General features: G+C 72.6%; 21 protein-coding genes and 1 pseudogene. 14 read left to right on the forward strand and 8 right to left on the reverse strand.

The genetic code is table 11. The features are described from left to right. Positions 1-20: 20 nt before the first annotated feature. Complete coding sequence (locus NYE39_RS14170) at positions 21-1073, forward strand: 4-hydroxy-3-methylbut-2-enyl diphosphate reductase (protein WP_341013027.1); 1053 nt, start codon at positions 21-23, stop codon at positions 1071-1073. A gap of 52 nt (positions 1074-1125) precedes the next feature. On the opposite strand, the gene NYE39_RS14175 is transcribed toward NYE39_RS14170, so the two are convergent. After that, a complete protein-coding gene (locus NYE39_RS14175; protein WP_341013028.1) occupies positions 1126-1866 on the reverse strand; it encodes an IclR family transcriptional regulator in 741 nt (246 codons plus the stop codon). A 145-nt stretch (positions 1867-2011) separates the two neighbouring features. Between NYE39_RS14175 and hutH the strand changes: the two genes are divergently transcribed. The 4 genes and pseudogenes from hutH (at position 2012) to hutI (ending at position 7426) form a co-directional block, all read left to right on the forward strand. Beyond that, positions 2012-3565 carry a histidine ammonia-lyase gene (hutH, locus tag NYE39_RS14180; RefSeq protein WP_341013029.1) on the forward strand — a complete coding sequence of 518 codons (1554 nt, stop codon included), beginning with the start codon at positions 2012-2014 and terminating at the stop codon, positions 3563-3565. Positions 3566-3636: 71 nt separating this feature from the next. Next, positions 3637-5331 (forward strand): annotated as a pseudogene (hutU, locus tag NYE39_RS14185) (urocanate hydratase). A gap of 2 nt (positions 5332-5333) precedes the next feature. Continuing rightward, entirely contained in the window at positions 5334-6263 is a 930-nt protein-coding gene (gene hutG / locus NYE39_RS14190; RefSeq protein ID WP_341013433.1) for a formimidoylglutamase, read from the forward strand. Positions 6264-6265: 2 nt separating this feature from the next. After that, positions 6266-7426, forward strand: coding sequence for an imidazolonepropionase (gene hutI, locus NYE39_RS14195; RefSeq protein WP_341013030.1), 1161 nt, complete (start codon positions 6266-6268; stop codon positions 7424-7426). 45 nt (positions 7427-7471) lie between these two features. On the opposite strand, the gene NYE39_RS14200 is transcribed toward hutI, so the two are convergent. From NYE39_RS14200 to NYE39_RS14210, 3 genes are read right to left on the reverse strand one after another with little or no spacing between them, the layout of a single operon-like run. After that, a complete protein-coding gene (locus NYE39_RS14200) occupies positions 7472-8041 on the reverse strand; it encodes a mycothiol transferase (RefSeq protein ID WP_341013031.1) in 570 nt (189 codons plus the stop codon). Continuing rightward, positions 8038-9348: a DNA recombination protein RmuC gene (locus tag NYE39_RS14205; RefSeq protein ID WP_341013032.1), complete on the reverse strand. Its 1311-nt coding sequence runs from the start codon at positions 9346-9348 to the stop codon at positions 8038-8040. Before NYE39_RS14205 ends, NYE39_RS14200 begins: the two co-directional genes overlap by 4 nt. A 53-nt stretch (positions 9349-9401) precedes the next feature. Then, on the reverse strand, positions 9402-11231 hold the full coding sequence (locus NYE39_RS14210) for an HNH endonuclease signature motif containing protein (protein ID WP_341013435.1): 1830 nt from the start codon (positions 11229-11231) through the stop codon (positions 9402-9404). 116 nt (positions 11232-11347) lie between these two features. Here NYE39_RS14210 and NYE39_RS14215 point away from each other — a divergent pair, with 116 nt between their 5' ends. The 4 genes from NYE39_RS14215 to ychF all read left to right on the forward strand — a co-directional run bounded on the left by NYE39_RS14215 (position 11348) and on the right by ychF (position 13916). Further along, the gene (locus NYE39_RS14215; RefSeq protein WP_341013033.1) at positions 11348-11887 is read left to right on the forward strand and encodes a DinB family protein; all 540 of its coding nucleotides are present in this window, start codon (positions 11348-11350) and stop codon (positions 11885-11887) included. Between the two features lie 68 nt (positions 11888-11955). Then, positions 11956-12510, forward strand: a complete 555-nt coding sequence (locus NYE39_RS14220; RefSeq protein ID WP_341013034.1) for an NUDIX hydrolase — start codon at positions 11956-11958, stop codon at positions 12508-12510. Next, complete coding sequence (locus NYE39_RS14225; RefSeq protein ID WP_341013035.1) at positions 12507-12818, forward strand: hypothetical protein; 312 nt, start codon at positions 12507-12509, stop codon at positions 12816-12818. Before NYE39_RS14220 ends, NYE39_RS14225 begins: the two co-directional genes overlap by 4 nt. A gap of 12 nt (positions 12819-12830) precedes the next feature. Continuing rightward, positions 12831-13916: a redox-regulated ATPase YchF gene (gene ychF / locus NYE39_RS14230; protein WP_341013036.1), complete on the forward strand. Its 1086-nt coding sequence runs from the start codon at positions 12831-12833 to the stop codon at positions 13914-13916. 35 nt (positions 13917-13951) lie between these two features. Here ychF and NYE39_RS14235 read toward each other — a convergent pair whose 3' ends face one another. After that, positions 13952-14554, reverse strand: coding sequence for a histone deacetylase (locus NYE39_RS14235; protein WP_341013037.1), 603 nt, complete (start codon positions 14552-14554; stop codon positions 13952-13954). An 89-nt stretch (positions 14555-14643) separates the two neighbouring features. On the opposite strand from NYE39_RS14235, the gene NYE39_RS14240 reads away from it, so the two are divergent. The 5 genes from NYE39_RS14240 (at position 14644) to NYE39_RS14260 (ending at position 18396) form a co-directional block, all read left to right on the forward strand. Further along, positions 14644-15483 carry a hypothetical protein gene (locus NYE39_RS14240; RefSeq protein ID WP_341013038.1) on the forward strand — a complete coding sequence of 280 codons (840 nt, stop codon included), beginning with the start codon at positions 14644-14646 and terminating at the stop codon, positions 15481-15483. Beyond that, positions 15480-16184 (forward strand): hypothetical protein, encoded by a 705-nt coding sequence (locus NYE39_RS14245; RefSeq protein WP_341013039.1) that lies wholly within the window; start codon positions 15480-15482, stop codon positions 16182-16184. The genes NYE39_RS14240 and NYE39_RS14245 overlap by 4 nt, the downstream gene beginning before the upstream one ends. Continuing rightward, positions 16181-16849, forward strand: a complete 669-nt coding sequence (locus NYE39_RS14250) for a hypothetical protein (protein ID WP_341013040.1) — start codon at positions 16181-16183, stop codon at positions 16847-16849. The genes NYE39_RS14245 and NYE39_RS14250 overlap by 4 nt, the downstream gene beginning before the upstream one ends. Before the next feature lie 162 nt (positions 16850-17011). After that, positions 17012-18043, forward strand: coding sequence for a tellurite resistance/C4-dicarboxylate transporter family protein (locus NYE39_RS14255; RefSeq protein WP_341013041.1), 1032 nt, complete (start codon positions 17012-17014; stop codon positions 18041-18043). Beyond that, positions 18040-18396 carry a DUF488 domain-containing protein gene (locus NYE39_RS14260; RefSeq protein ID WP_341013042.1) on the forward strand — a complete coding sequence of 119 codons (357 nt, stop codon included), beginning with the start codon at positions 18040-18042 and terminating at the stop codon, positions 18394-18396. Before NYE39_RS14255 ends, NYE39_RS14260 begins: the two co-directional genes overlap by 4 nt. A gap of 14 nt (positions 18397-18410) precedes the next feature. On the opposite strand, the gene NYE39_RS14265 is transcribed toward NYE39_RS14260, so the two are convergent. The 3 genes from NYE39_RS14265 to NYE39_RS14275 are packed head-to-tail and all read right to left on the reverse strand — an operon-like array spanning position 18411 to position 20193. Continuing rightward, on the reverse strand, positions 18411-18848 hold the full coding sequence (locus tag NYE39_RS14265; RefSeq protein WP_341013043.1) for a VOC family protein: 438 nt from the start codon (positions 18846-18848) through the stop codon (positions 18411-18413). A gap of 32 nt (positions 18849-18880) precedes the next feature. Further along, the gene (locus tag NYE39_RS14270) at positions 18881-20068 is read right to left on the reverse strand and encodes a hypothetical protein (protein WP_341013044.1); all 1188 of its coding nucleotides are present in this window, start codon (positions 20066-20068) and stop codon (positions 18881-18883) included. Then, a complete protein-coding gene (locus tag NYE39_RS14275) occupies positions 20068-20193 on the reverse strand; it encodes a hypothetical protein (RefSeq protein ID WP_341013045.1) in 126 nt (41 codons plus the stop codon). The genes NYE39_RS14270 and NYE39_RS14275 overlap by 1 nt, the downstream gene beginning before the upstream one ends. Between the last annotated feature and the right edge of the window lie 26 nt (positions 20194-20219).

Genomic DNA, 20219 nt, shown 5'->3' on the forward strand with positions numbered 1-20219 from the left:
CCTCACCTACCATGGAGGGCATGACCACGAGTGCGACCCCGACCGCCGCCACCGACGCCCCGCAGGACGCCAAGCGCGTCCTGCTCGCCGCGCCCCGCGGCTACTGCGCCGGCGTCGACCGTGCCGTCGTCACGGTGGAGAAGGCCCTGGAGCTCTACGGCCCGCCGGTCTACGTGCGCAAGGAGATCGTCCACAACAAGCACGTCGTGACGACCTTGGAGAAGAGGGGCGCGATCTTCGTCGAGGAGACCGACGAGGTGCCTGAGGGCGCGACCGTCGTCTTCTCCGCCCACGGCGTCGCCCCGATCGTCCACGAGGAGGCCAAGGCGCTCAGCCTCAAGACGATCGACGCGACCTGCCCCCTCGTCACCAAGGTGCACCGCGAGGCCGTGCGCTTCGCCGACGACGACTTCGACATCCTGCTCATCGGCCACGAGGGGCACGAGGAGGTCGTCGGCACCTCCGGCGAGGCGCCCGAGCACATCACCCTCGTCGAGGGCCCCGACGACGTCGCCAACGTCGAGGTCCGTGACCCCGACAAGGTCGTGTGGCTCTCGCAGACCACCCTGTCGGTCGACGAGACGATGGAGACGGTGCGCCGGCTGCGGGACAAGTTCCCCAATCTGCAGGACCCGCCCTCCGACGACATCTGCTACGCGACGCAGAACCGCCAGCTGGCCGTCAAGCAGATGGCCAAGGACTGCGACCTGATGATCGTCGTCGGATCGCGCAACTCCTCCAACTCCGTGCGCCTCGTCGAGGTCGCCATCGAGCACGGCTCGCGTGACGGGCACCTCGTCGACTACGCCGACGAGATCGACGAGGCCTGGCTCGACGGCGTGCGCACCGTCGGTGTCACCTCCGGCGCCTCCGTCCCCGAGATCCTCGTGCGCGGGGTCCTCGACTTCCTCGCCGAGCGCGGCTACGGCGAGCCGCAGCCGGTCACGGCCGCCGAGGAGTCGCTTCTCTTCGCCCTGCCCAAGGAGCTGCGCCGCGACCTCAAGGCCGCCGGCATGAGCGACCAGATGAAGCACGACGCCGGCGCCCTCGGCGACGCGAGTCAGCTGCACTAGTGAGCTCGGCCTCGGTCTCGAGGCTCCTTCGTCGCACCTCGACCAGCGGGGACTACAACCGCTGGCTGATCCTCGTCGCCGTCTCGGCGGCCGCCTGCGCGAGGTGGGCAGCGCCCCCTTCGTCGACGTCGTCGGTGCGATAGGTGACCGCCACCGCGGCGACGGGGTGATCGTCGCGGTCGAGGACCGCGGCGGCGACCGACGACAGGTCCCGTGACACGCTGCCGACCTCGACCGCGTGCCCACGGGCCCGCACGTCGACGAGCAGGCGCCGCAGCGCCGACGGCGTCGTCGGGCCGCCGCCGACCATGACCGACGCCGACGGGTAGAGCGCGGTGACCTGCCGGCGGGGGAGCGCCGCGAGCAGGGCCAGGCCGCTCGCGGTGAGCGTCGCCGGCAGCCGCACCCCGACGTCGGTGACGAGCGAAGGGCGGCCCGCCGCACGTTCTTCGATGACGTAGAGGACGTCGCGGCCCGTGAGCACGGCGAGGTGGGCGTTGTGCGTCGTGGCGTCGACGAGCCGCTCGACGAGCGGTCGGGAGAGCCGGACCAGGGGGTCCTGTCGCTGGTAGCCGGCACCGAGCTCGTGCACGGCCGCCCCGATGCCGTAGGTGCGCTCCTCCTCGTAGTGCACGACGAAGCCGTGCTCCACGAGGACCCTGAGCAGGTGGTAGGTGCTGCTGCGGGGCAGTTCGAGCGCCCGCGCCAGGTGGGCCGCGGGGATGGGTTCGGCGCGGCCGGCGAGGTGGGTCAAGGCGCGCAGCGCGTGGCCGGCGGCGGTGGCGTTGGGCACGGGGTCTCCCTTCGTCGTGCCGGGGTCTCGAGGCTCGGCCGCGGGCGGCCTCGCACCTCGACCAGCGGAGGAGGTGTCTTGTATCCGAGACAGTATTGCCTGAGGAGGTCCTGCGTGGGGCGGCGCCGGGGAGTTGCATGGACCCATGAGCACCGACACCACCACCGTCGTCCTCGGCGACCGGCCCCTCACCATCGACGAGGTCGTCGCCGTCGCCCGTCACCACGCCCCCGTCACGATCAGTGACGCCGCGTGGGAGCGCGTCCGGGAGTCGCGCACCGTCATCGAGGGGTTGGCGGAGGACACCGTCGCCCACTACGGCGTCTCGACCGGGTTCGGCGCGCTCGCCACGACCCACATCCCGCACGAGAAGCGCACGCGGCTGCAGCGTTCCCTCGTGCGCAGCCACGCCGCCGGCATGGGTGAGCCGGTCGAGGAGGAGGTCGTGCGCGCCCTGATGCTCCTGCGCGTGCAGACCCTGGCGACCGGCCGGACCGGCGTCCGTGAGGAGACTCTGCGTCTCTACCTCGCGCTGCTCCAGCGCGGGATCACGCCGGTCGTCCACGAGTTCGGATCGCTCGGGTGCTCCGGCGACCTGGCCCCGCTCAGCCACTGCGCGCTCGTCCTCATGGGTGAGGGTGACGTCGTCGTCGACGGCACCCGGCAGCCCGCCGCCGATGCCCTGGCCGCCGCCGACCTGGTGCCCGTCGAGCTGCACGAGAAGGAGGGCCTGGCCCTCATCAACGGCACCGACGGCATGCTCGGCATGCTCTGCCTCGCGATCCACGACCTGCGACGGCTGCTCACGACGGCCGACATCGCCACCGCGATGAGCGTCGAGGGGCTGCTCGGCACGGACGACGTCTTCGCCGCGGACCTGCAGGCGCTGCGCCCCCAGCCGGGGCAGGCGCGCTCGGCCGCCAACATGCGAGCGGTCCTCTCCGACAGCCCGATCCGTGACAGCCACCGCGACCCCGCCGCCTGCACCCGGGTCCAGGACGCCTACTCCCTGCGATGCGCGCCGCAGGTCCACGGCGGCGCGCGCGACACCGTCGAGCACGCCGCGACGATCGCCGGCCACGAGCTGGCGTCGGCCATCGACAACCCCGTCGTCACCCCCGACGGGCGCGTGGAGTCCAACGGCAACTTCCACGGGGCGCCCGTCGCCTACGTCCTCGACTTCCTCGCGATCGTCGCCGCCGACGTCGCGAGCATGAGCGAGCGGCGCACCGACCGCTTCCTCGACGTCAAGCGGTCCAACGGCCTGCCTCCCTTCCTCGCAGACGATCCCGGCACCGACTCCGGCCTGATGATCGCCCAGTACACCGCCGCCGGCATGGTCTCGGAGATGAAGCGCCTCGCCGCACCCGCGAGCGTCGACTCGATCCCGAGCAGCGCGATGCAGGAGGACCACGTGTCGATGGGCTGGGCCGGTGCGCGCAAGCTGCGCCGCAGCGTCGACGCGCTCGCGCGGGTCGTGGCCGTCGAGCTGCACACCGCCGCGCGGGGGATCGCGCTGCGTGCCCCCCTTCGTCCTGCGCCGGCGACGGCCGCCGTCATCGACGCCCTTGCCACGCACGGGCGGACCGAGCCCGGCCCCGACCGCTTCGCTGCGCCCGACCTGGCCGCCGCCCACCTCGCCGTCGTCGACGGGTCGGTCCTCGCGGCCGCCCAGTCCGTGACTGGCCCGCTCAGCTGAACGACATCGTCACGGGGTCTCGAGGCTCGTCGCAGAGCTCCTCGCACCTCGACCAACGAAGGAAGAGAGTGATCACCATGGATGGAGCCCGTCCCGTGCGTGCCCCCCGAGGCACCGACCTGACCGCCCGCAGCTGGCAGACCGAGGCGCCGCTGCGCATGCTCATGAACAACCTCGACCCCGAGGTCGCCGAGCGCCCCGACGACCTCGTCGTCTACGGCGGCACCGGCCGCGCCGCGCGGTCGTGGGAGGCCTTCGACGCGATCGTCGCGACCCTCACCGACCTGGCCGATGACGAGACCCTGCTCGTGCAGTCGGGCAAGCCGGTCGGCGTCCTGCGGACCAACCCGTGGGCGCCGCGCGTGCTCCTCGCCAACTCCAACCTCGTCGGTGACTGGGCCACGTGGCCGGAGTTCCGCAAGCTCGAGGCCGAGGGCCTGATGATGTACGGCCAGATGACCGCCGGGTCGTGGATCTACATCGCGACCCAGGGGATCCTCCAGGGCACCCACGAGACCTTCGCCGCGGTGGCCCGCAAGCGGTTCGACGGCACGCTCGCCGGCACCCTGACGCTCACCGGTGGTTGCGGCGGCATGGGTGGCGCGCAGCCGCTCGCCGTCACGCTCAACGGCGGCGCCTGCCTCATCGTCGACGTCGACGAGTCGCGGCTGCGCCGGCGCCAGTCCAAGCGCTACCTCGACGAGGTCGAGACCGATCTCGACACCGCCCTGGCCAAGGTCATCGAGGCGAAGGGGGAGCGACGCGCCCTGTCCGTCGGTCTCGTCGGCAACGCCGCCGAGGTCTTCCCCGAGATCCTGCGGCGTCACCGTGCCGGCGAGGTCGAGGTCGACGTCGTCACCGACCAGACGAGCGCGCACGACCCGCTGAGCTAGCTGCCCGCGGAGGTCGCGCTCGACGAGTGGCAGCGCGAGTCCGAGGCCGACCCGGAGGGCTTCACCAAGAAGTCGCGCGAGTCGATGGCCGCGCAGGTCCAGGCGATGGTCGAGTTCCAGGACGAGGGCGCCGAGGTCTTCGACTACGGCAACAGCATCCGCGACGAGGCCCGGCACGCCGGCTACACGCGGGCCTTCGAGTTCCCCGGCTTCGTCCCGGCGTACATCCGGCCGCTCTTCTGCGAGGGTCTCGGGCCCTTCCGCTGGGTGGCGCTGTCGGGTGACCCCGAGGACATCGCCGTCACCGATGCCGCGCTCAAGGAGCTCTTCCCGGACAACGAGCACCTGCACCGCTGGCTCAACGCGGCCGGGGAGCTCGTCGAGTTCGAGGGCCTGCCGGCGCGGATCTGCTGGCTCGGCTACGGCGAGCGGCACAAGGCGGGTCTGCTCTTCAACGAGCTCGTGCGCGAGGGCAAGGTCAAGGCGCCGATCGTCATCGGCCGAGACCACCTCGACTCCGGCTCGGTCGCCTCGCCCTACCGCGAGACCGAGTCGATGCTCGACGGCTCCGACGCCATCGCCGACTGGCCGCTGCTCAACGCCCTCACCGCGACAAGCTCCGGCGCGACCTGGGTGTCGATCCACCACGGTGGTGGCGTCGGCATCGGCCGCTCGATCCACGCCGGCCAGGTCGGCGTCGCCGACGGCACCGACCTCGCCGCGCAGAAGCTCGACCGACTGCTCACCAACGACCCCGGCATGGGCGTGCTGCGGCACGTCGACGCCGGCTACTCGCGAGCCGCCGAGGTCGCCGCCGAGCGCGGGGTCCGTGTGCCGATGGAGCCGGTCGTCCGGGACGGGCAGGAGGGGTGAGCGTGACCCCCTTCGTCTGGAGCGGACGGAGTGATGGCGACGGGCTGGCGCACCGGCGCTTCTGGAATGTCGTGGGTGAGCCGGGGTCCCACGGGCGTGCGGACGCCGCGCTCGTCGGCTTCGCGAGCGACGAGGGGGTGCGCCGCAACCACGGTCGGGTCGGCGCCGCCGAGGGGCCCGGCGCCCTGCGTGCGGCGCTCGCCTCGCTCGCCGTGCACGAGGACCTCGCGGTCGTCGACCACGGGGACGTCGCGGTCACCGACGGCGATCTCGAAGGGGGCCAGCGTCGCCTCGGCGAGGTGGTCGCCGCCGCCCGCGAGAGCGCCGACCTGACCGTCGTCCTCGGGGGTGGGCACGAGACCGCCTACGGCAGCCACCTCGGGCTCGGGCCGCGTCCGCGTCTCGGCGTGCTCAACCTCGATGCGCACTTCGACCTGCGGGAGGCTGAGCGGCCGACGTCGGGCACGCCCTTCCGGCAGATCGCGGCCGACCGCCACGAGGCGGGCGTCGACTTCGACTACGCCGTCGTCGGCATCTCGCGCACGAGCAACACGAGCACGCTCTTCGACACCGCCGACGAGCTCGGCGTGCGGTGGCTGCTCGACGACGACTGCCAGGAGACCGGGGCGCCGGTGCGCTTCGTCGAAGACTTCCTCGCCGGGGTCGACGCGGTCTACCTGACGATCGACCTCGACGTGCTGCCGGCTGCCGTCGCGCCAGGGGTGAGCGCGCCTGCGGCACTGGGGGTTCCTCCCTTCGTCGTCCAGGCGGTGTGCGACGCGGTCGTCGCCTCCGGCAAGCTCGTCCACCTCGACGTCGCCGAGCTCAACCCGCGTCTCGACGTCGACCAGCGGACCGCGCGGGTCGCGGCCCGGCTGATCCACCGGATCATCACCCGCCACGCGAGCACCCCACACCAGCAGGAGGCCTGAGCATGTCGACCCTCGTGACCAACATCGGTGAGCTCGTCACCTGCGACGGGACGGGCGAAGGGGGTGTCGGCGCCCGCACCGACCACGCGCTCGTCGTCGACGCCGGCCACATCGCCTGGGTGGGGCCGGCCTCGTCGGCGCCCGCCGCAGACGCTGTTATCGACGTCGAAGGGCGTTGTGTCACACCGGGTTTCGTCGACAGCCACGCGCACCTCGTCTTCGCGGGCGACCGGTCCGCGGAGTTCGCCGCGCGGATGGCCGGGCAGGCCTACGACGGCGGTGGCATCGGGGTGTCGGTCGCCGCGACCCGGGAGGCGAGCGACGAGTGGCTGCGCGCCGCCCTCGCCGCACGCGTCGCCGAGATGCGCGCCCAGGGCACGACGACCGTCGAGGTGAAGTCGGGCTACGGGCTCACCGTCGCCGACGAGGAGCGGGCGCTGCGGCTGGCCGCTGAGGTGACCGACGAGGTGACCTATCTCGGGGCGCACGTCGTGCCGGCCGAGGCCCGCGACGACCGCGCCGGCTACGTCTCGCTCGTCACGGGGGAGATGCTCGAGGCGTGCGCGCCGCACGCTCGGTGGGTCGACGTCTTCTGCGAGCCGCACTCGCCGCACGCGTTCACCGGGGAGGAGGCCCGCGAGGTGCTGGTCGCGGGTCGAGACGCCGGGCTGGGGCTGCGGGTCCACGGCAACCAGCTCGGCCACGGGCCGGGTGTGCAGCTCGCGTGCGAGCTCGGCGCGGCGAGCGTCGACCACTGCACCTACCTCTCGGACGCCGACGTCGATGCCCTCGTGCAGTGCGCCGGGACGACGACGGCGACCCTGCTGCCGGGGGTGGAGTTCTCCACCCGCTCGCCGTGGCCGGACGCGCGGGCGCTGCTCGACGCGGGGGTGTCCATCGCGCTCGCGAGCGACTGCAACCCCGGCACCTGCTACTCGAGCTCGATGCCCTTCGTCATCGCGCTCGCCGTGCGCGAGATGGGGCTGACCCCGAGCGAAGCCGTCGTCGCCGCGACCCGCGGTGGTGCCCGGGCGCTGCACCGCGAGGACATCGGCCGGATCGAGGTGGGCGCGCGGGCCGATCTCGCGGTCCTGGAGGCGCCCAACCACCTGCACCTGAGCTACCGGGCGGGCGTGCCGATCGCGCGGGCGCTGGAGGTCTGAGGGCTGCTGGCGCAGGCGCGTGCCGCCGGCTCGCGGCGCGGCTGCTCAGAGCCAGGCTGGGCGCCAGTCGTCGGGCGGGTCCTCGCCGGTGCGGCCGTCGACCGCCTCACGCAGCAGGTCCGCCTGGCCGGTGTGCCGGCCGTACTCCTCGAGCAGGTCGAGCAGCAGTCGGCGCAGGTTGGCCCAGCCGATCTCATCGTGGCCCGTCGTGACCTGCTGCTCGATGCCGTCTGCGGCGATCGCGTCGGCGACGCGCTCTCTCGCCCGGGCAACGGTCGTGTCGTAGCGGTCGTAGAGGTCGGCGGGAGAGTCGTCGGGGTGGAAGTGCGCCTCCCACGCCTCCTGGCTGCGCATCGTGGCCCACCGCTCGTCGAGGGCGGAGTCGTCGAGCCGGAGCGTCGAGTAGAGGTCCTCGACGAAGGTGAGGTGGTTGAGCAGGCCGCCCAGGGTCAGCTCGGAGGCGCCGATCCGCTGCGCGAGTCCGTCGGCGTCGAGGCCGTCGGCCTTCCACCGGAAGGTCGCCCGCTGTCGGTCGAGCGCAGCGACGATCTGCTGCGCATCGGTGCCCGTGAGGGGTGGGTCCCAGGCCGGGGTCGTGGTGCTGTCGTCGCTCATGACGCCTCCTCGCGTCGGCCGGACGCACCGCCCTCGCGCTGCGCGCGACCTCGGTCCACATCGTCTCGCGTGGTGGGGCGGGCCGCCACCTCGTCGACGCCCACGTCGCGGCTGCGATCGAGGCCGGAGCCGACGTCAAGGCCCAGGTCGAGGTCGAGCTCGGGGCGGCGGTCGGCGACGACGTCGAGGAGCTCGGGGGCGGTCAGCGGGCGCGGGGTGGTCGTCACCGCGGAGACCTCGTCGATCTCGTCGGTGCTCAGCCCGATCTCGCCCATGCGGCGGGCGCTGACGAGCACGCGGGACTCGAGCGAGCCGATGAGCCGGTTGTAGTCCTCGACGGAGCGCTGCAGAGAGCGGCCCATGCGGGTCGCGTGGTCGCCGAGGGTGCCGAGCCGCGCGTAGAGCTCTCGCCCGACGGTGAGCAGCTCCTGCGCGTCGCGGGTCACGGCGTCCTGCTGCCAGGCGTAGGCGACGGTGCGCAGGAGCGCGAGCAGCGTGCCGGGGGAGGCCAGCACGACCCGCTCGGCCATCGCCTCCTCGTGCAGGCCCGGTGCTCGGGAGAGGGCGGCCGCGAGGGTCGCGTCGGAGGGGACGAAGCACACGACCATCTCCGGTGACGGCTCGAAGGCGGTCCAGTAGGCCTTGCCCGACAGGGTCGCCACGTGCGAGCGAAGGGAGGCAGCGTGCGCCTCGAGCAGGCGGTCGTGCTCGGCCGGGTCGATCTCCTCGGCCTGGGCCTGCAGCCAGTGGCTCATCGGTGCCTTGGCGTCGACGACGAGGTGCTTGCCGCCCGGCAGGTGGACGACGACGTCAGGGCGCACCTCGCGCTCGGTGGCGGTCGCCCCGCGCGCCTGCTCGTCGAAGTCGCACCGCGCGAGCATGCCGGACACCTCGAGGACCCGACGCAGCTGGACCTCGCCCCACGCGCCACGCACGGACGACACCCGGAGGGACGAGGCGAGCGACGAGGCTTCGCGGCCCACCCGGGTCGTGGTGTGCTCGACCCGCCCGAGGGCCTCGCGCACCGAGGTGAACTGCGAGACCCGGTCGCGCTCGAGCTGCTCGACCTTGGCCGAAACCCGGCGCAGGGTCTCGCCGAGGGGCGCCAGCGCGGCCGCGGTGCGGTCGTCCTCGTCGGCAGCAAGGGCCTGCTCGTCGAGGCGCTCGCGCAGTGCCTCGAGCTGCTCGCGCAGCCCGTCACGCTCGACGCGCAGGCCGGTGACCTCCGCGCGAACCGCCAGCCAGGTGAGCAGGCCGCCGACGACCAGGCCCACCAGCACTCCCGTGATGAGGCTCGTGATCTCCATGGCCCCAGCCAACCAGTGACCTCCGACAGCCGGGCTGTCACCGGGACCTCGGATCAGAAGGGCGGAGGCTCCACGGCCGGCTCCTCGGGCTCGTTGGTCCCCGTCGGCGGGGACGAGACTTCTCCGCTGGTCCCCGTGGGCGGGGACGAGACTTCTCCGCTGGTCCCCGTGGGCGGGGACGAGACTTCTCCGCTGGTCCCCGCCAGTGGGGACGAAGCCTCCTCGTTGGTCCCCGCAAGCGGGGACGAAACCTGCTCACTGGTCACCGCAAGCGGGGACGACGACTCCTCACCCTCGTCCACCGAGTGCACCGGGAAGGTGAAGGCGACCACCCCGCCGGGCGTGACCCACTCGGTCGAGCCGTCCTCGCGCAGCCGGTGGCTCCACCGCGCGGAGTGCTTGACCCGGTGGTGGTGCCGGCACAGGTCCGAGAGGTTGGCCGGGCTCGTCTGGCCCTGGGGCCACGGCGTCGCGTGGTCGACGTCGGCGGCCCAGCCGAGCCGCCGCGACTCGACGGGGCGCTCGCAGCCCCACATGCGACAGGTGCCGTCACGCGTGGCGACGAACTCGCGCTGCGCCCGCGGGATCGCATAGCTCGACGTCGACGTCTCGAGCAGGGTGCCCGTGCGCGCGTCGAGCATCGCGCGCCCGACCCGGGTGTCCAGACGCGCGACGATCGCCGCGACGACGTCGGGCGGGACGAAGCCGACGCCCGGGATGGTCGTGCCCGACACCCACCGGTCGCCACCACCGACCCGCACCTGGGTGGTCACGTCGTCGCTCATCCACTCCTCGCCGAGGACGTCGACCTGGTCGGGGCCCTCGCCGGTGACGATCCGCAGGTGAGCGTGCTGGGGTTCGTCGCAGGTCAGGCCCTCCTCGAGCATGTCCTCGAAGAGCACGTCGCGCTCACCCCGGCACACCGGGCAGCTCGGGTCGACGAAGGGAGCGAAGGTCAGCCGGGAGACCGCAGATGCGATGACCGGCACCCCGAGCCGCACCTCGGCGGTGACCTCGCTGCCGCACAGCACGAGGTCGGCCAACCCCATCGCCCGGGCGGTGCCGATCGGCATGTTGGGGTCGTCGGCGCGCCACCGCTGACCGGCGGCGTCGACGGCCGCCTTGATCGCTGCGCCCACCTCGCTCGGCAGCACGGCCGTGAGCCACGTCGTGCCGACGGCACCGGCCTCGGTGCGCACGTCGAGCTTGGTGGCGCGGTTGGCGTCGGCCCGGGCCTGCATGAGGTCGGGCTCGAGGCGCGAGATGAGGCGACGGCAGGTCTTGGCGACCTCGTGCGGCTCCATGTCGATGATCCGGATCGAGCCCGGCGCCCCGCGACGCTCGCCGAGCAGGTGCTCGACGATGGCTGCGGTCGTCTCGGGCGCGGTGTCGCTCGTGTGCTTGTGCACCTGCTCGAGAGCGCGGCGTCCGAGCCGGCCCTCGGCGACGAGCCCCGCCAGCGCGGCCAGGTCGGTCGCGGCGCGGGAGGCGACGGCGCATCGTCGACCCGCCTCGGTGGGACCGATGCCGGTCGCGACCGCCACCGCGTCGGGAGCCATGTCGGCGACCGCGCCCTCCGGCAACCGCACCTCGCGGTAGCGCCCGTCCGGCCCGCGCTCCTCGCCTCGGCGCCCGACCTCGGCGACCAGTACGAGCTCGAGTCCGTCGACGGCTCGCCGCACGGCTTCGGTCGCGACGAGCGCCCGCTCCAGCTGCCCGTCGTCGAGCCCGGCGACGCCGCGCACCGCCCGGTCACGGGCGCTGGTCACCGCTCGCAACGCCCCCTCCAGCCACCGGTCCGCGTCTGCACCCACGTCCGTGTCCGGGCCCGTCCGGGACCCCACCCCGCCGATCGCCTCGGCCCCCACCGTCTCCACCTGCATGACCGTCACGTCATCCCCCTTCGTCATCGTCGACGACCCATGACCCATGCTCTCGTCGACCACCGACAACGCTGCGGGCCGTTGACGCAGACCAGCGTCCGCACGATCGTGGGTGCATGAGCGAGACCCCGGGGGCGCAGATGCTGACCGACGACCCGCGGACGCCCGTCGACCCCGTCGGCGACGAACGCCACCTCCTCTCCGAGTACCTGCGGTGGCAGCGGGAGACGCTCGCGGCCAAGTGCGCCGACCTCACTCCCGAGCAGCTGGCCACCCCGTCGGTCGAGCCGTCGACGATGTCGCTGCTGGGCCTCGTGCGGCACATGGCACGTGTCGAGCAGGGCTGGTTCCGCCAGTGCGTCGAAGGGGAGGACGTCGCCACCCTCTACCGCGGTCCGGGCAACTTGGACGGCGAGTGGGACGACGCAGAGGGCACGCAGGAGTGCGTCGACGACGCCTTCGCCACGTGGCGGGCCGAGTGCCGTGCCTCGGACGAGATCATCGCGCGGCACGCGCTGGAGGAGACCTTCGAGGACCACGGCGGGTGGACGTGGAGCGTGCGCGGGCTCGTGCTGCACATGATCGAGGAGTACGCCCGCCACATCGGGCACGCCGACCTGCTGCGCGAGCGGATCGACGGCCGGCGCGGGGAGTAGGAGGTCTCGAGGCTCGGCCGCGGGGCGGCCTCGCACCTCGACCATCGCTGGTGGGTAGCCTCGGGACCATGACGAGCCAGGAGCCCACCGAGGAAGAGGTCAAGGCCGCGACGACCCGGCCCGACCTCGCGACCGAGGCCGGTCGGCTCGCCTTCATCAAGGTGCTCAACGCCCGACTGCCCAAGAAGCGCCTCATCGCCCAGGGCCTGCTGCGCGACGAGGCCGGCCGGGTCGCCCTGTGCGAGCTGGTCTACAAGCGCGACCAGGACCTGCCCGGCGGCATCGTCGACCCGGGGGAGTCCCCGGCCGACTGCGTCGTCCGTGAGGTCCGCGAGGAGCTGGGCCTCGAGGTCACCGTCCGCGGCATGCTCGCGGTCAACTGGCTGCCGCCCTATCGCGGGTGGGACGACGCGCTGCTGTGCCTCTTCGACCTCGGGACGGTGCCGGGGTCCTTCCTCGACGACGCGGTCCTGCAGGCCCGCGAGATCAAGGCGGTCCACTGGGTCGACGTCGCCACAGTCGGCGAGCGGGTCGCGCCCTACACCGCTGCGATGATCGCCGAGGCGGTCGCGGCCGACGCCACGCTCTACCTCGAGAACTCCACCGATCGGGTCGACCCGTGAGCGACCCCCTCGACGACCTCGAGCTGCCCCGCCGCCAGCCGACGAGCCGGACCCTCCTGTGGTCGCTGTGGGGTCGCGAGACGGTCAAGGACCTCGTGCTGCTGCTGGCCGCGCTGCCCGCTGCCTGCACCCTCCTCCTCGTCCCTGTCGTCGCCACCTCGGGTGGCTCGTGGCCGCGCCTGCTCGGTCTGCTCGTGCTCTTCGTCGCGCTCTGGTGGCTCGTGCGGGTGCTGCTGCGGCGCTGGGTCGCCGCCGGCGACGCCCGCGGCAGGGCCGACGAGGCCGGGGTTCCCCCTTCGCGCGGTTAGACTCCTGTCCCCGTGGCACTCTCCATCGGAATCGTCGGTCTCCCCAACGTCGGCAAGTCGACGATGTTCAACGCACTGACCAAGAACAACGTCCTCGCCGCGAACTACCCCTTCGCGACCATCGAGCCCAATGTCGGCGTCGTCCCGCTGCCGGACGCGCGGCTGGGCCGGCTCGCCGAGATCTTCGGCAGCGAGAAGATCCTGCCCGCGACCGTCTCCTTCGTCGACATCGCCGGCATCGTCCGTGGTGCGAGCGAAGGGGAGGGGCTGGGCAACAAGTTCCTCGCCAACATCCGTGAGTCCGACGCGATCTGCCAGGTGGTGCGCGCCTTCGTCGACGACGACGTGACGCACGTCGACGGCAAGATCGACCCCGCCTCCGACATGGAGACGATCAACACCGAGCTCGTGCTCGCCGACCTGCAGACCCTCGAGTCCGCGATCCCGCGGATCGAGAAGGAGGTCAAGGGCAAGAAGACCGACAAGGACGTCCTCGACACGGCGCTCGCCGCCCGCGGGGTCCTCGAGGCCGGCGACACCCTCTTCGCGAAGGGGGCCGCGGCCGGGGTCGACATGACCATCGCCGCGCAGCTCGGCCTGCTCACGACCAAGCCCTTCCTCTACGTCTTCAACGTCGACGAGGACCAGTTGACCGACACCGAGCTGCAGGCCCAGTGGCAGGCGCTCGTCGAGCCAGCCGAGGCGATCTTCCTCAACGCCAAGCTCGAGTCCGAGGTCGCCGAGCTCGACGACGAGGACGCCCGCGAGCTGCTCGAGGGCGTCGGCATCGACGAGCCCGGCCTGGACCAGCTGGCGCGCAAGGGCTTCAACACCCTCGGCCTGCAGACCTACCTCACTGCCGGCCCCAAGGAGTCGCGCGCGTGGACGATCCACAAGGGCGACACCGCGCCCAAGGCCGCCGGCGTCATCCACACCGACTTCGAGCGCGGCTTCATCAAGGCCGAGGTCGTCTCCTTCGAGGACCTCGACAGGCTCGGCTCGATGGCCGAGGCGAAGGCCGCCGGCAAGGTGCGCATGGAGGGCAAGGACTACGTCATGGCCGATGGTGACGTGGTGGAGTTCCGGTTTAACGTCTAGCGCCACGCCCTCGCGACGAGCGGCCGCGGCATGGTCTACACGATCGGCTGATCGCGCAGCGCACGCGCCGCGAAGTACCCCTCGATCCGCTCCTCGTCCCACTCGTGGGCCTCGCGCAGTCCCTCGGCGAGCATCGCGAGGTAGGTCGGGCGGGGAGCGGTGTGCGGGACCGCGTCCATGCCGTAGGGCGCGGTGAAGGTCAGCATGGGCAGCCCCTCGTGCTCGCCCACCCGCACGAGCGTCTCGTACGCCCCGGGCCCGGCCCGGTGGCGCTCGCCGGGCAGCCCTGCGCGCAGCACTTCCTCGAGCGGGTCGTGCGGGGTGGCCGGCCGGTGCATCTCCTGGTTGGCGACGTCGACGAACTGCCCGATCGTCAGCAGGTAGGCGCGGCCGGCGGTCTCGCCGGGGGAGTCGTGGTCGTAGAAGGCGACTCCGCCACCCCAGGTCCGCGACTCGCCGGCGAAGTACAGGCTCCCCGGCAGCGTCACCGCGTGATCGCGGGTCGGCAGCGTCCGATCGCGCGCGCCGTCGTAGCTCATCGCCGAGCCGGGAGGCCGGCCACCGGCGATGTAGCAGCCGAGACGGCGGCGGGACATGTTGGAGCCGTAGCTGACGTACCAGAGGTGCGAAGGGAGCATCCCTCCCATTGTCGTGTGCGTCCTCCGGGTGGTCGCACGGCCCCCCGAACGGGTCCGCCCGCCAAGCGCGCTGCGGCACAATCGAGCGCGTGCCGCACCTGCTCGACATCGGATCCCGGAAGTTCTGGACGCTCACCGGGAGACCCGTCGACCTCGACGGCGAGGAGCGCTGGCTGGACGGCCCCGTGAGCGGCTCCCCGCGGGTGGCCTCTGACTGGCTGGCGGCCGAGGCCGCGCGGCACGGCGGCTCCGTGGCCGACGCAGACCCGCGCGCCGGTCTCCTTCCGTCGATGGACCTCCTCGACGGCCCCGGCTTCGACGCGGCCCGGCTGCACCCGGCGGTGCGTGACTTCTACGAGCACACGGCCTCGTGGCGGATGGAGGTCTGGACGTCCTGGTCCCCGCTCTTCTGGCCCGGTGGGGAGCTGGTCGCCCGGCTGTGGGGGAGACGGGTCGAGCAGCTGGCTCTGCCGATGCGCCCGCTCGACGTCGCCCACGGCATGGACAGCGTCGTCACCCCGATCCTCGACGGGAGGGGCGACCAGGTCGCGGCCGCGTGGACCCGCGCCCTGCGCGCCACCGGTCGCACGGTCTTCAGCGGGGCCTACTCGACGCGGACGCTCCCGGGGGCCGACCGCCCGAGCGTGCACGTGACCTTCCCGCTCGAGTCGGGCAACCTCCAGGTCTTCCTGCGCCCCTCGGTTCTCGACGACGGTGGCTTCCTCCTCGAGTCCCCTGGAGGGCGCTTCGGCGAGGACGGCGCCTACGTCGTCGTCCGGGGACGACGCAGCCACGCGGCCAAGGTGCCGCTGCGGGAGACCTTCCACATGTACCGCGACCCGCACGGGACGCTGCGCACCGACCACGTCCTACGCATGTGGCACCGTCCCGCCCTTCGCCTGCACTACAAGCTGGAGCCCGCGGCATGATCCACAGCTTCCACCTGGCCCGGGTTCCCGCCCGATCCGGTGCAGCGGCGCTCCTGCGGCCGCTCACCCCGACGAGCGTCCCCGGTCTCGACCACCTCGAGTGCCTCTCCCTCATGCGGCTCGGGGCCCCGGTCGTCTCGCCCGAGCGGCTCCAGCTGACCCGGTTGGCGGTCTTCGCCCAGTGGCGCGACGAGGAGGACCTCGTCCGCTTCCTCGAGCGCGACCCGCTGGGCCAGCGGCTCGACGCCGGCTGGCACGTGCGGCTGGAGTTCGTCCGGCGCTGGTCGACCATCGCGGCCTTCGAGGGGCTGCCCACCCGCACCGGCGCCCTGGAGCAGGACGAGCCGGTCGTCGCCGTCACCCTGGCCCGCATGAAGATCCCCGAGCTCCCGCGGTTCCTGCACCACGGCCGCCCGGTGGAGCGCCTCGTCCGTGACCACCCGGGGGTGACGCTGGCCACCGCGGCGCTGCGCCCACCGCGGACGATCTCGACCTTCTCCATCTGGCGCAGCGTGCGCGAGATGGTCGAGATGGTCCACGGCCGCTCCGAGGTTCCCCAGCCGGACCGGCACGCGGCCGCGATGCGCGGGCGGGAGCGGCGCGACTTCCACCACGAGTTCGCGACGTACCGCTTCCGGCCGCTCTCCGAGCACGGTTCGTGGCAGGGCAGGTCGGACCTCGTGCCGTGGGGCCGGTCGTGACCCATCCACCAGCCCTGGCGTTGCGCTACGACCCCGGCCGGGCCGGCCGGCAGGTCCTCGGCTTCGGCATCGCCTCCGTGCTCATGGCCGCTCTGGGTGTCTTCGGCGTCTGGATGATCATCGCCTCCTTCCAACAGCTGGGTGTCGGTGGCCGGATCGTCGGCTGCGGCTTCGGCATCCTCTTCCTCCTGCTCTCCCTCGCGACGCTCGTGAGCGCGGTCGAGGTGTTCATGACGATCCGGCGGGACTCCCGCCAGGAGGAGCCGCTGCTCCTCGTCGACGAGACCGGCGTCGACGGCGCCACCGTCGTCGACGGCTGGGTGGGTGCAGACCAGCGGCACATCGGCTGGGACGAGATCTCGAGGATCGACCTCACCGCCCGAGGGCCGGGTGCGCGGCGCGCCGGTGCCGTCGCCCGGCTCGATCCCGAGTTCCGTCTGCGGCAGTCGGTCACGGCCGGCCTCGACCGCACGGCGGGCACCGGTCTGGGGATGCGTGACGGTCGTCGGTCCGTCGAACTCGTGCTCGTCGACGGCAGGCGCGGCCAGCGTGACCTCACGCTCCCGCTGTCGCCCGAGACCTTCGCCGAAGCCGCGCCGCAGATCGGGGCGATCGCCGAGGCCCACGGCGTCGAGGTGTGGTTGCGGGGCGACGACTTCGGGTGAGGCATGGGCGGGCGCTCCGCCCTCTCCACCCGCTGACCCTGGACCCGGTGGCGCCATGGCGACATGGACGCCGCACCGCCACCCACCGGGCACGACCTTGCCGGGTGCCGCTGCCTGCTCCATGACGTCCAGCTCCATCCCCACGACGTCGTCGGCTGACCCGTGCAGAGGATCCGATCCGCGGTCGCGGACCTGCCACCGGGAGCCTTCGCCTTCGTCATGGCGACGGGCATCGTGTCGATCGGGCTCGACCAGCAGGGGCTGCACCTCCCTTCGCTCGTCCTGCTCGTCATCGCCGGCGGCGCGTGGATCGTGCTGCTGGTCGCGCTCGCTGCGCGACTGGTCGCCTACCGCGGCCGGGTGATCACTGACCTGCGCGACCCACGCAAGGCCTTCGGCTTCTACACGATCATCGCCGGCACAGGGGTCGTCGCGGTGCGCCTGCTCGACCTCGACCACACCGTGAGCGCCGTGCTGCTGGCGGTCGCGGCCCCGGTCGGGCTGCTGCTCAGCTATGCCGTCCCGTGGGCCGCCGTGCTCTCCCGCAGAGAGCGGCCGGCGCTCGCCGAGGCCAACGGCACGTGGTTCATCTGGGTCGTCGCCAGCCAGTCGGTCGCGACGACCGCGGCCGGACTCGAGCCGCTCGTCGGCCGCGGGCAGTCCGAGCTCGCCGTCCTCGCCGTCTGCGCGTGGTCGGTCGGGATCGTCCTGTACGCCGCGTGCGCGGTCCTCGTCGCCCTGCGCCTGACGCTCTACCCCCTCGACGTGCACGAGCTCAGCCCGCCCTACTGGGTCTCGATGGGTGCCGTGGCGATCTCGATCGTCGCCGGGGCCAAGATCGTCGAGATGGACTCGACGCCGATCGTCGACGCGACGGGCGGGCTCATCGCCGGCCTCGTCGTGCTCTGCTGGGCATGGGCGACCTGGCTGATCCCCGTGCTCTTCGCCGTCGGCGTATGGCGCCACGTCATCCACCGCATCCCGCTGCGCTACGAGTCGACGTGGTGGAGCATCGTCTTTCCCCTCGGCATGTACGCGGTCGCGGGCATGTACCTCGGTCGCGCCGACGAGCTGCCGCTCGTCGAGCAGATCGGTGCCAGCTGGCTGTGGGTCGCCGTCGTCGCGTGGCTCTACACGGCAGGCGCGATGGCTCTGAGCTGGGTACGCCCACGCGGGAGTACGGTCGGGGCGTGAGCACCACAGCGCAGGTCCACGTCCGCTCGGTCCGGGACGAGGCGGCGCCTGGAGACGGCTACCGGGTCCTCGTCGACCGGCTGTGGCCGCGCGGGGTGAGCAAGGAGGCCGCCGCCCTCGACGAGTGGCTCAAGGAGGTCGGGCCCTCCACCGAGCTGCGCAGGTGGTTCGGCCACGACCCGGAGCGTTTCGAGGAGTTCGCGCGGCGCTACGAGCGTGAGCTCGACGGCTCGCAGGCCTGGCAGCAGCTGCAGGACATCGTCGCCGACCACGGCCGGGTCACCCTGCTCTTCGGAGCTGCCGACCACGAGCACAACCAGGCGATCGTCCTGCAGGACCTGCTGACGCGCTGACTCGCGTCAGCTGCTCAGCGCAGCTCCTCCGCCAGCCCCAGCAGGAGCCCCTCGGGTCCGCGGACGTAGCAGAGCCGGTAGGCGTCCTCGTAGCGCACCACCTCGGTGCTCACCATCTCGACTCCCTTGTCCCGCAAGCGATCCAGGGTCTCGTCGAGGTCATCGACGGCAAACATCACCCGCAGGTAGCCGAGGGCGTTGACCGGCGCCGTGCGGTGGTCGGCGACGACCGCCGGCTCGACGAAGCGCGACAGCTCGAGCCGCCCGTGACCGTCCGGGGTGCGCATCATCGCGATCTCGACGCGCTGGTCGCCCAGACCGGTGACGCGACCGGCCCACTCGCCGGAGACCTCCCCTTCGCCCTCGAGCTCGAGACCGAGCGTGCGGAAGAAGTCCACCGCCGCGGCGAGGTCCTCCACGACGATGCCGACGTTGTCCATCCTCAGGCCCATCACCCCAGCGTAGGGCCCGCGGCGGTCAGGGGTCAGTCCTCGGCAGACCGCACCCGCCGGTGCGCCGCCTGCCGCTGCTCGGCGACCCACCGGTGGTCCCGGACGGCGGTCGTGAACTCCGCCACCAGGTCGGCTGCCCCGCGGTCGAGGTGGAGGTTGCGTCGACCGAAGGGGGAGTCCTGCGACCACGGGCGGCTCCCGTCGATCCGCCGCGCCAGGTCGTCGAGGTACTCGGCTCCGCCGGTCTCGTACCCCTCGACCTCCGCGGCGTCGAGCCGGACGAGGCACGAGCCGTCGACCATGCTGCTGCGCACGTAGCGCGACTCGAGGTACAGGTCGCCGTCCGGGTCGCGCGCGAGGAACCACGACCCAGGTCGGTGGTCGAGGTAGCGCATCGCCTCCTCCGCCGCGGCGATGCGGGAGGCATCGCCCCACTGCTCCACGGGCGGGATCGCCTCCATCGGTCGTCGCCTGGCCTCGTCGTACATGACGTGGACGAAGGTGGCCGGCCCCTCCCGGTGGAGGGTGAGCGCGCTGATCCGCCGGCACGCCGAGCACTCGAGCTGGCTCTCGACGCGCTCCATGAGCCCGGAGCGGTGCAGCAGCCGCAGGTCGGCGAGCGGTGCGGGGGAGTAGGTCTCGGTGAGCAGGCCGTCGTCGCGCCTGCGTTGCAGCGCAGCGATGGTCGCGTCGACGACGAGCCCGTCACTGGCAGCTCCCCGCACCGGCAGGTCACCGCAGACCGAGCAGGTGTCGTCGTCCGGCTGGCAGGCGCGTCCCGGCTGGTCGAGGGTGACGGCGAGCTCGACGAGGTTGCCGGGCTCCCTCCAGCGGCCGTCGAAGATGCAGCGCACGAAGCCGCCGTCGCGCTCGAAGTACGCGTACCGCCCGCCGAACCTCGGCCTGGCGTCCACGGCCTTCGCGAGGCCGTCCAGCGTCGCTCGTCGGCCGGCTAGGCCGATCCAGTGACGCAGGTCGATCCCCGTGCGGGCGAAGGGAGTCGGCCGCACGTGGAGCAGCACCGCCACGACCGCGCCGTCGTGAAGCACGACCTCCCCGCCCGAGGCGAAGCTCAGCCGCCGCGAGACGTGGGCAGGCTCGTCGACGAGTCGCTCGTCGGTGGTGACGGGGGTGCCGCCGAGCAGGTCCACGAGCTCCCGCACGGTCGGGTGGTCCTCACCCGCGCCGAGGACGTCGAGGAGCAGCTGGAGGCGGCGCATCAGTTGAGGATCTCGCCCTGCCGCAGCGTCCCGAGGCGCTCGCGCCAGACCTGCCTCGCCTCCGGCGTGAGGCGGGTGCAGTCGTCGACCACCGCCACGACGCGAAGTGGGGTCGTCTCGTCCATGGCCTCAGGCTAGGCCCGCCGGTAGC

Source organism: Janibacter sp. FSL W8-0316, from assembly GCF_038004165.1.
Taxonomy (GTDB): Bacteria; Actinomycetota; Actinomycetes; order Actinomycetales; family Dermatophilaceae; genus Janibacter; species Janibacter indicus.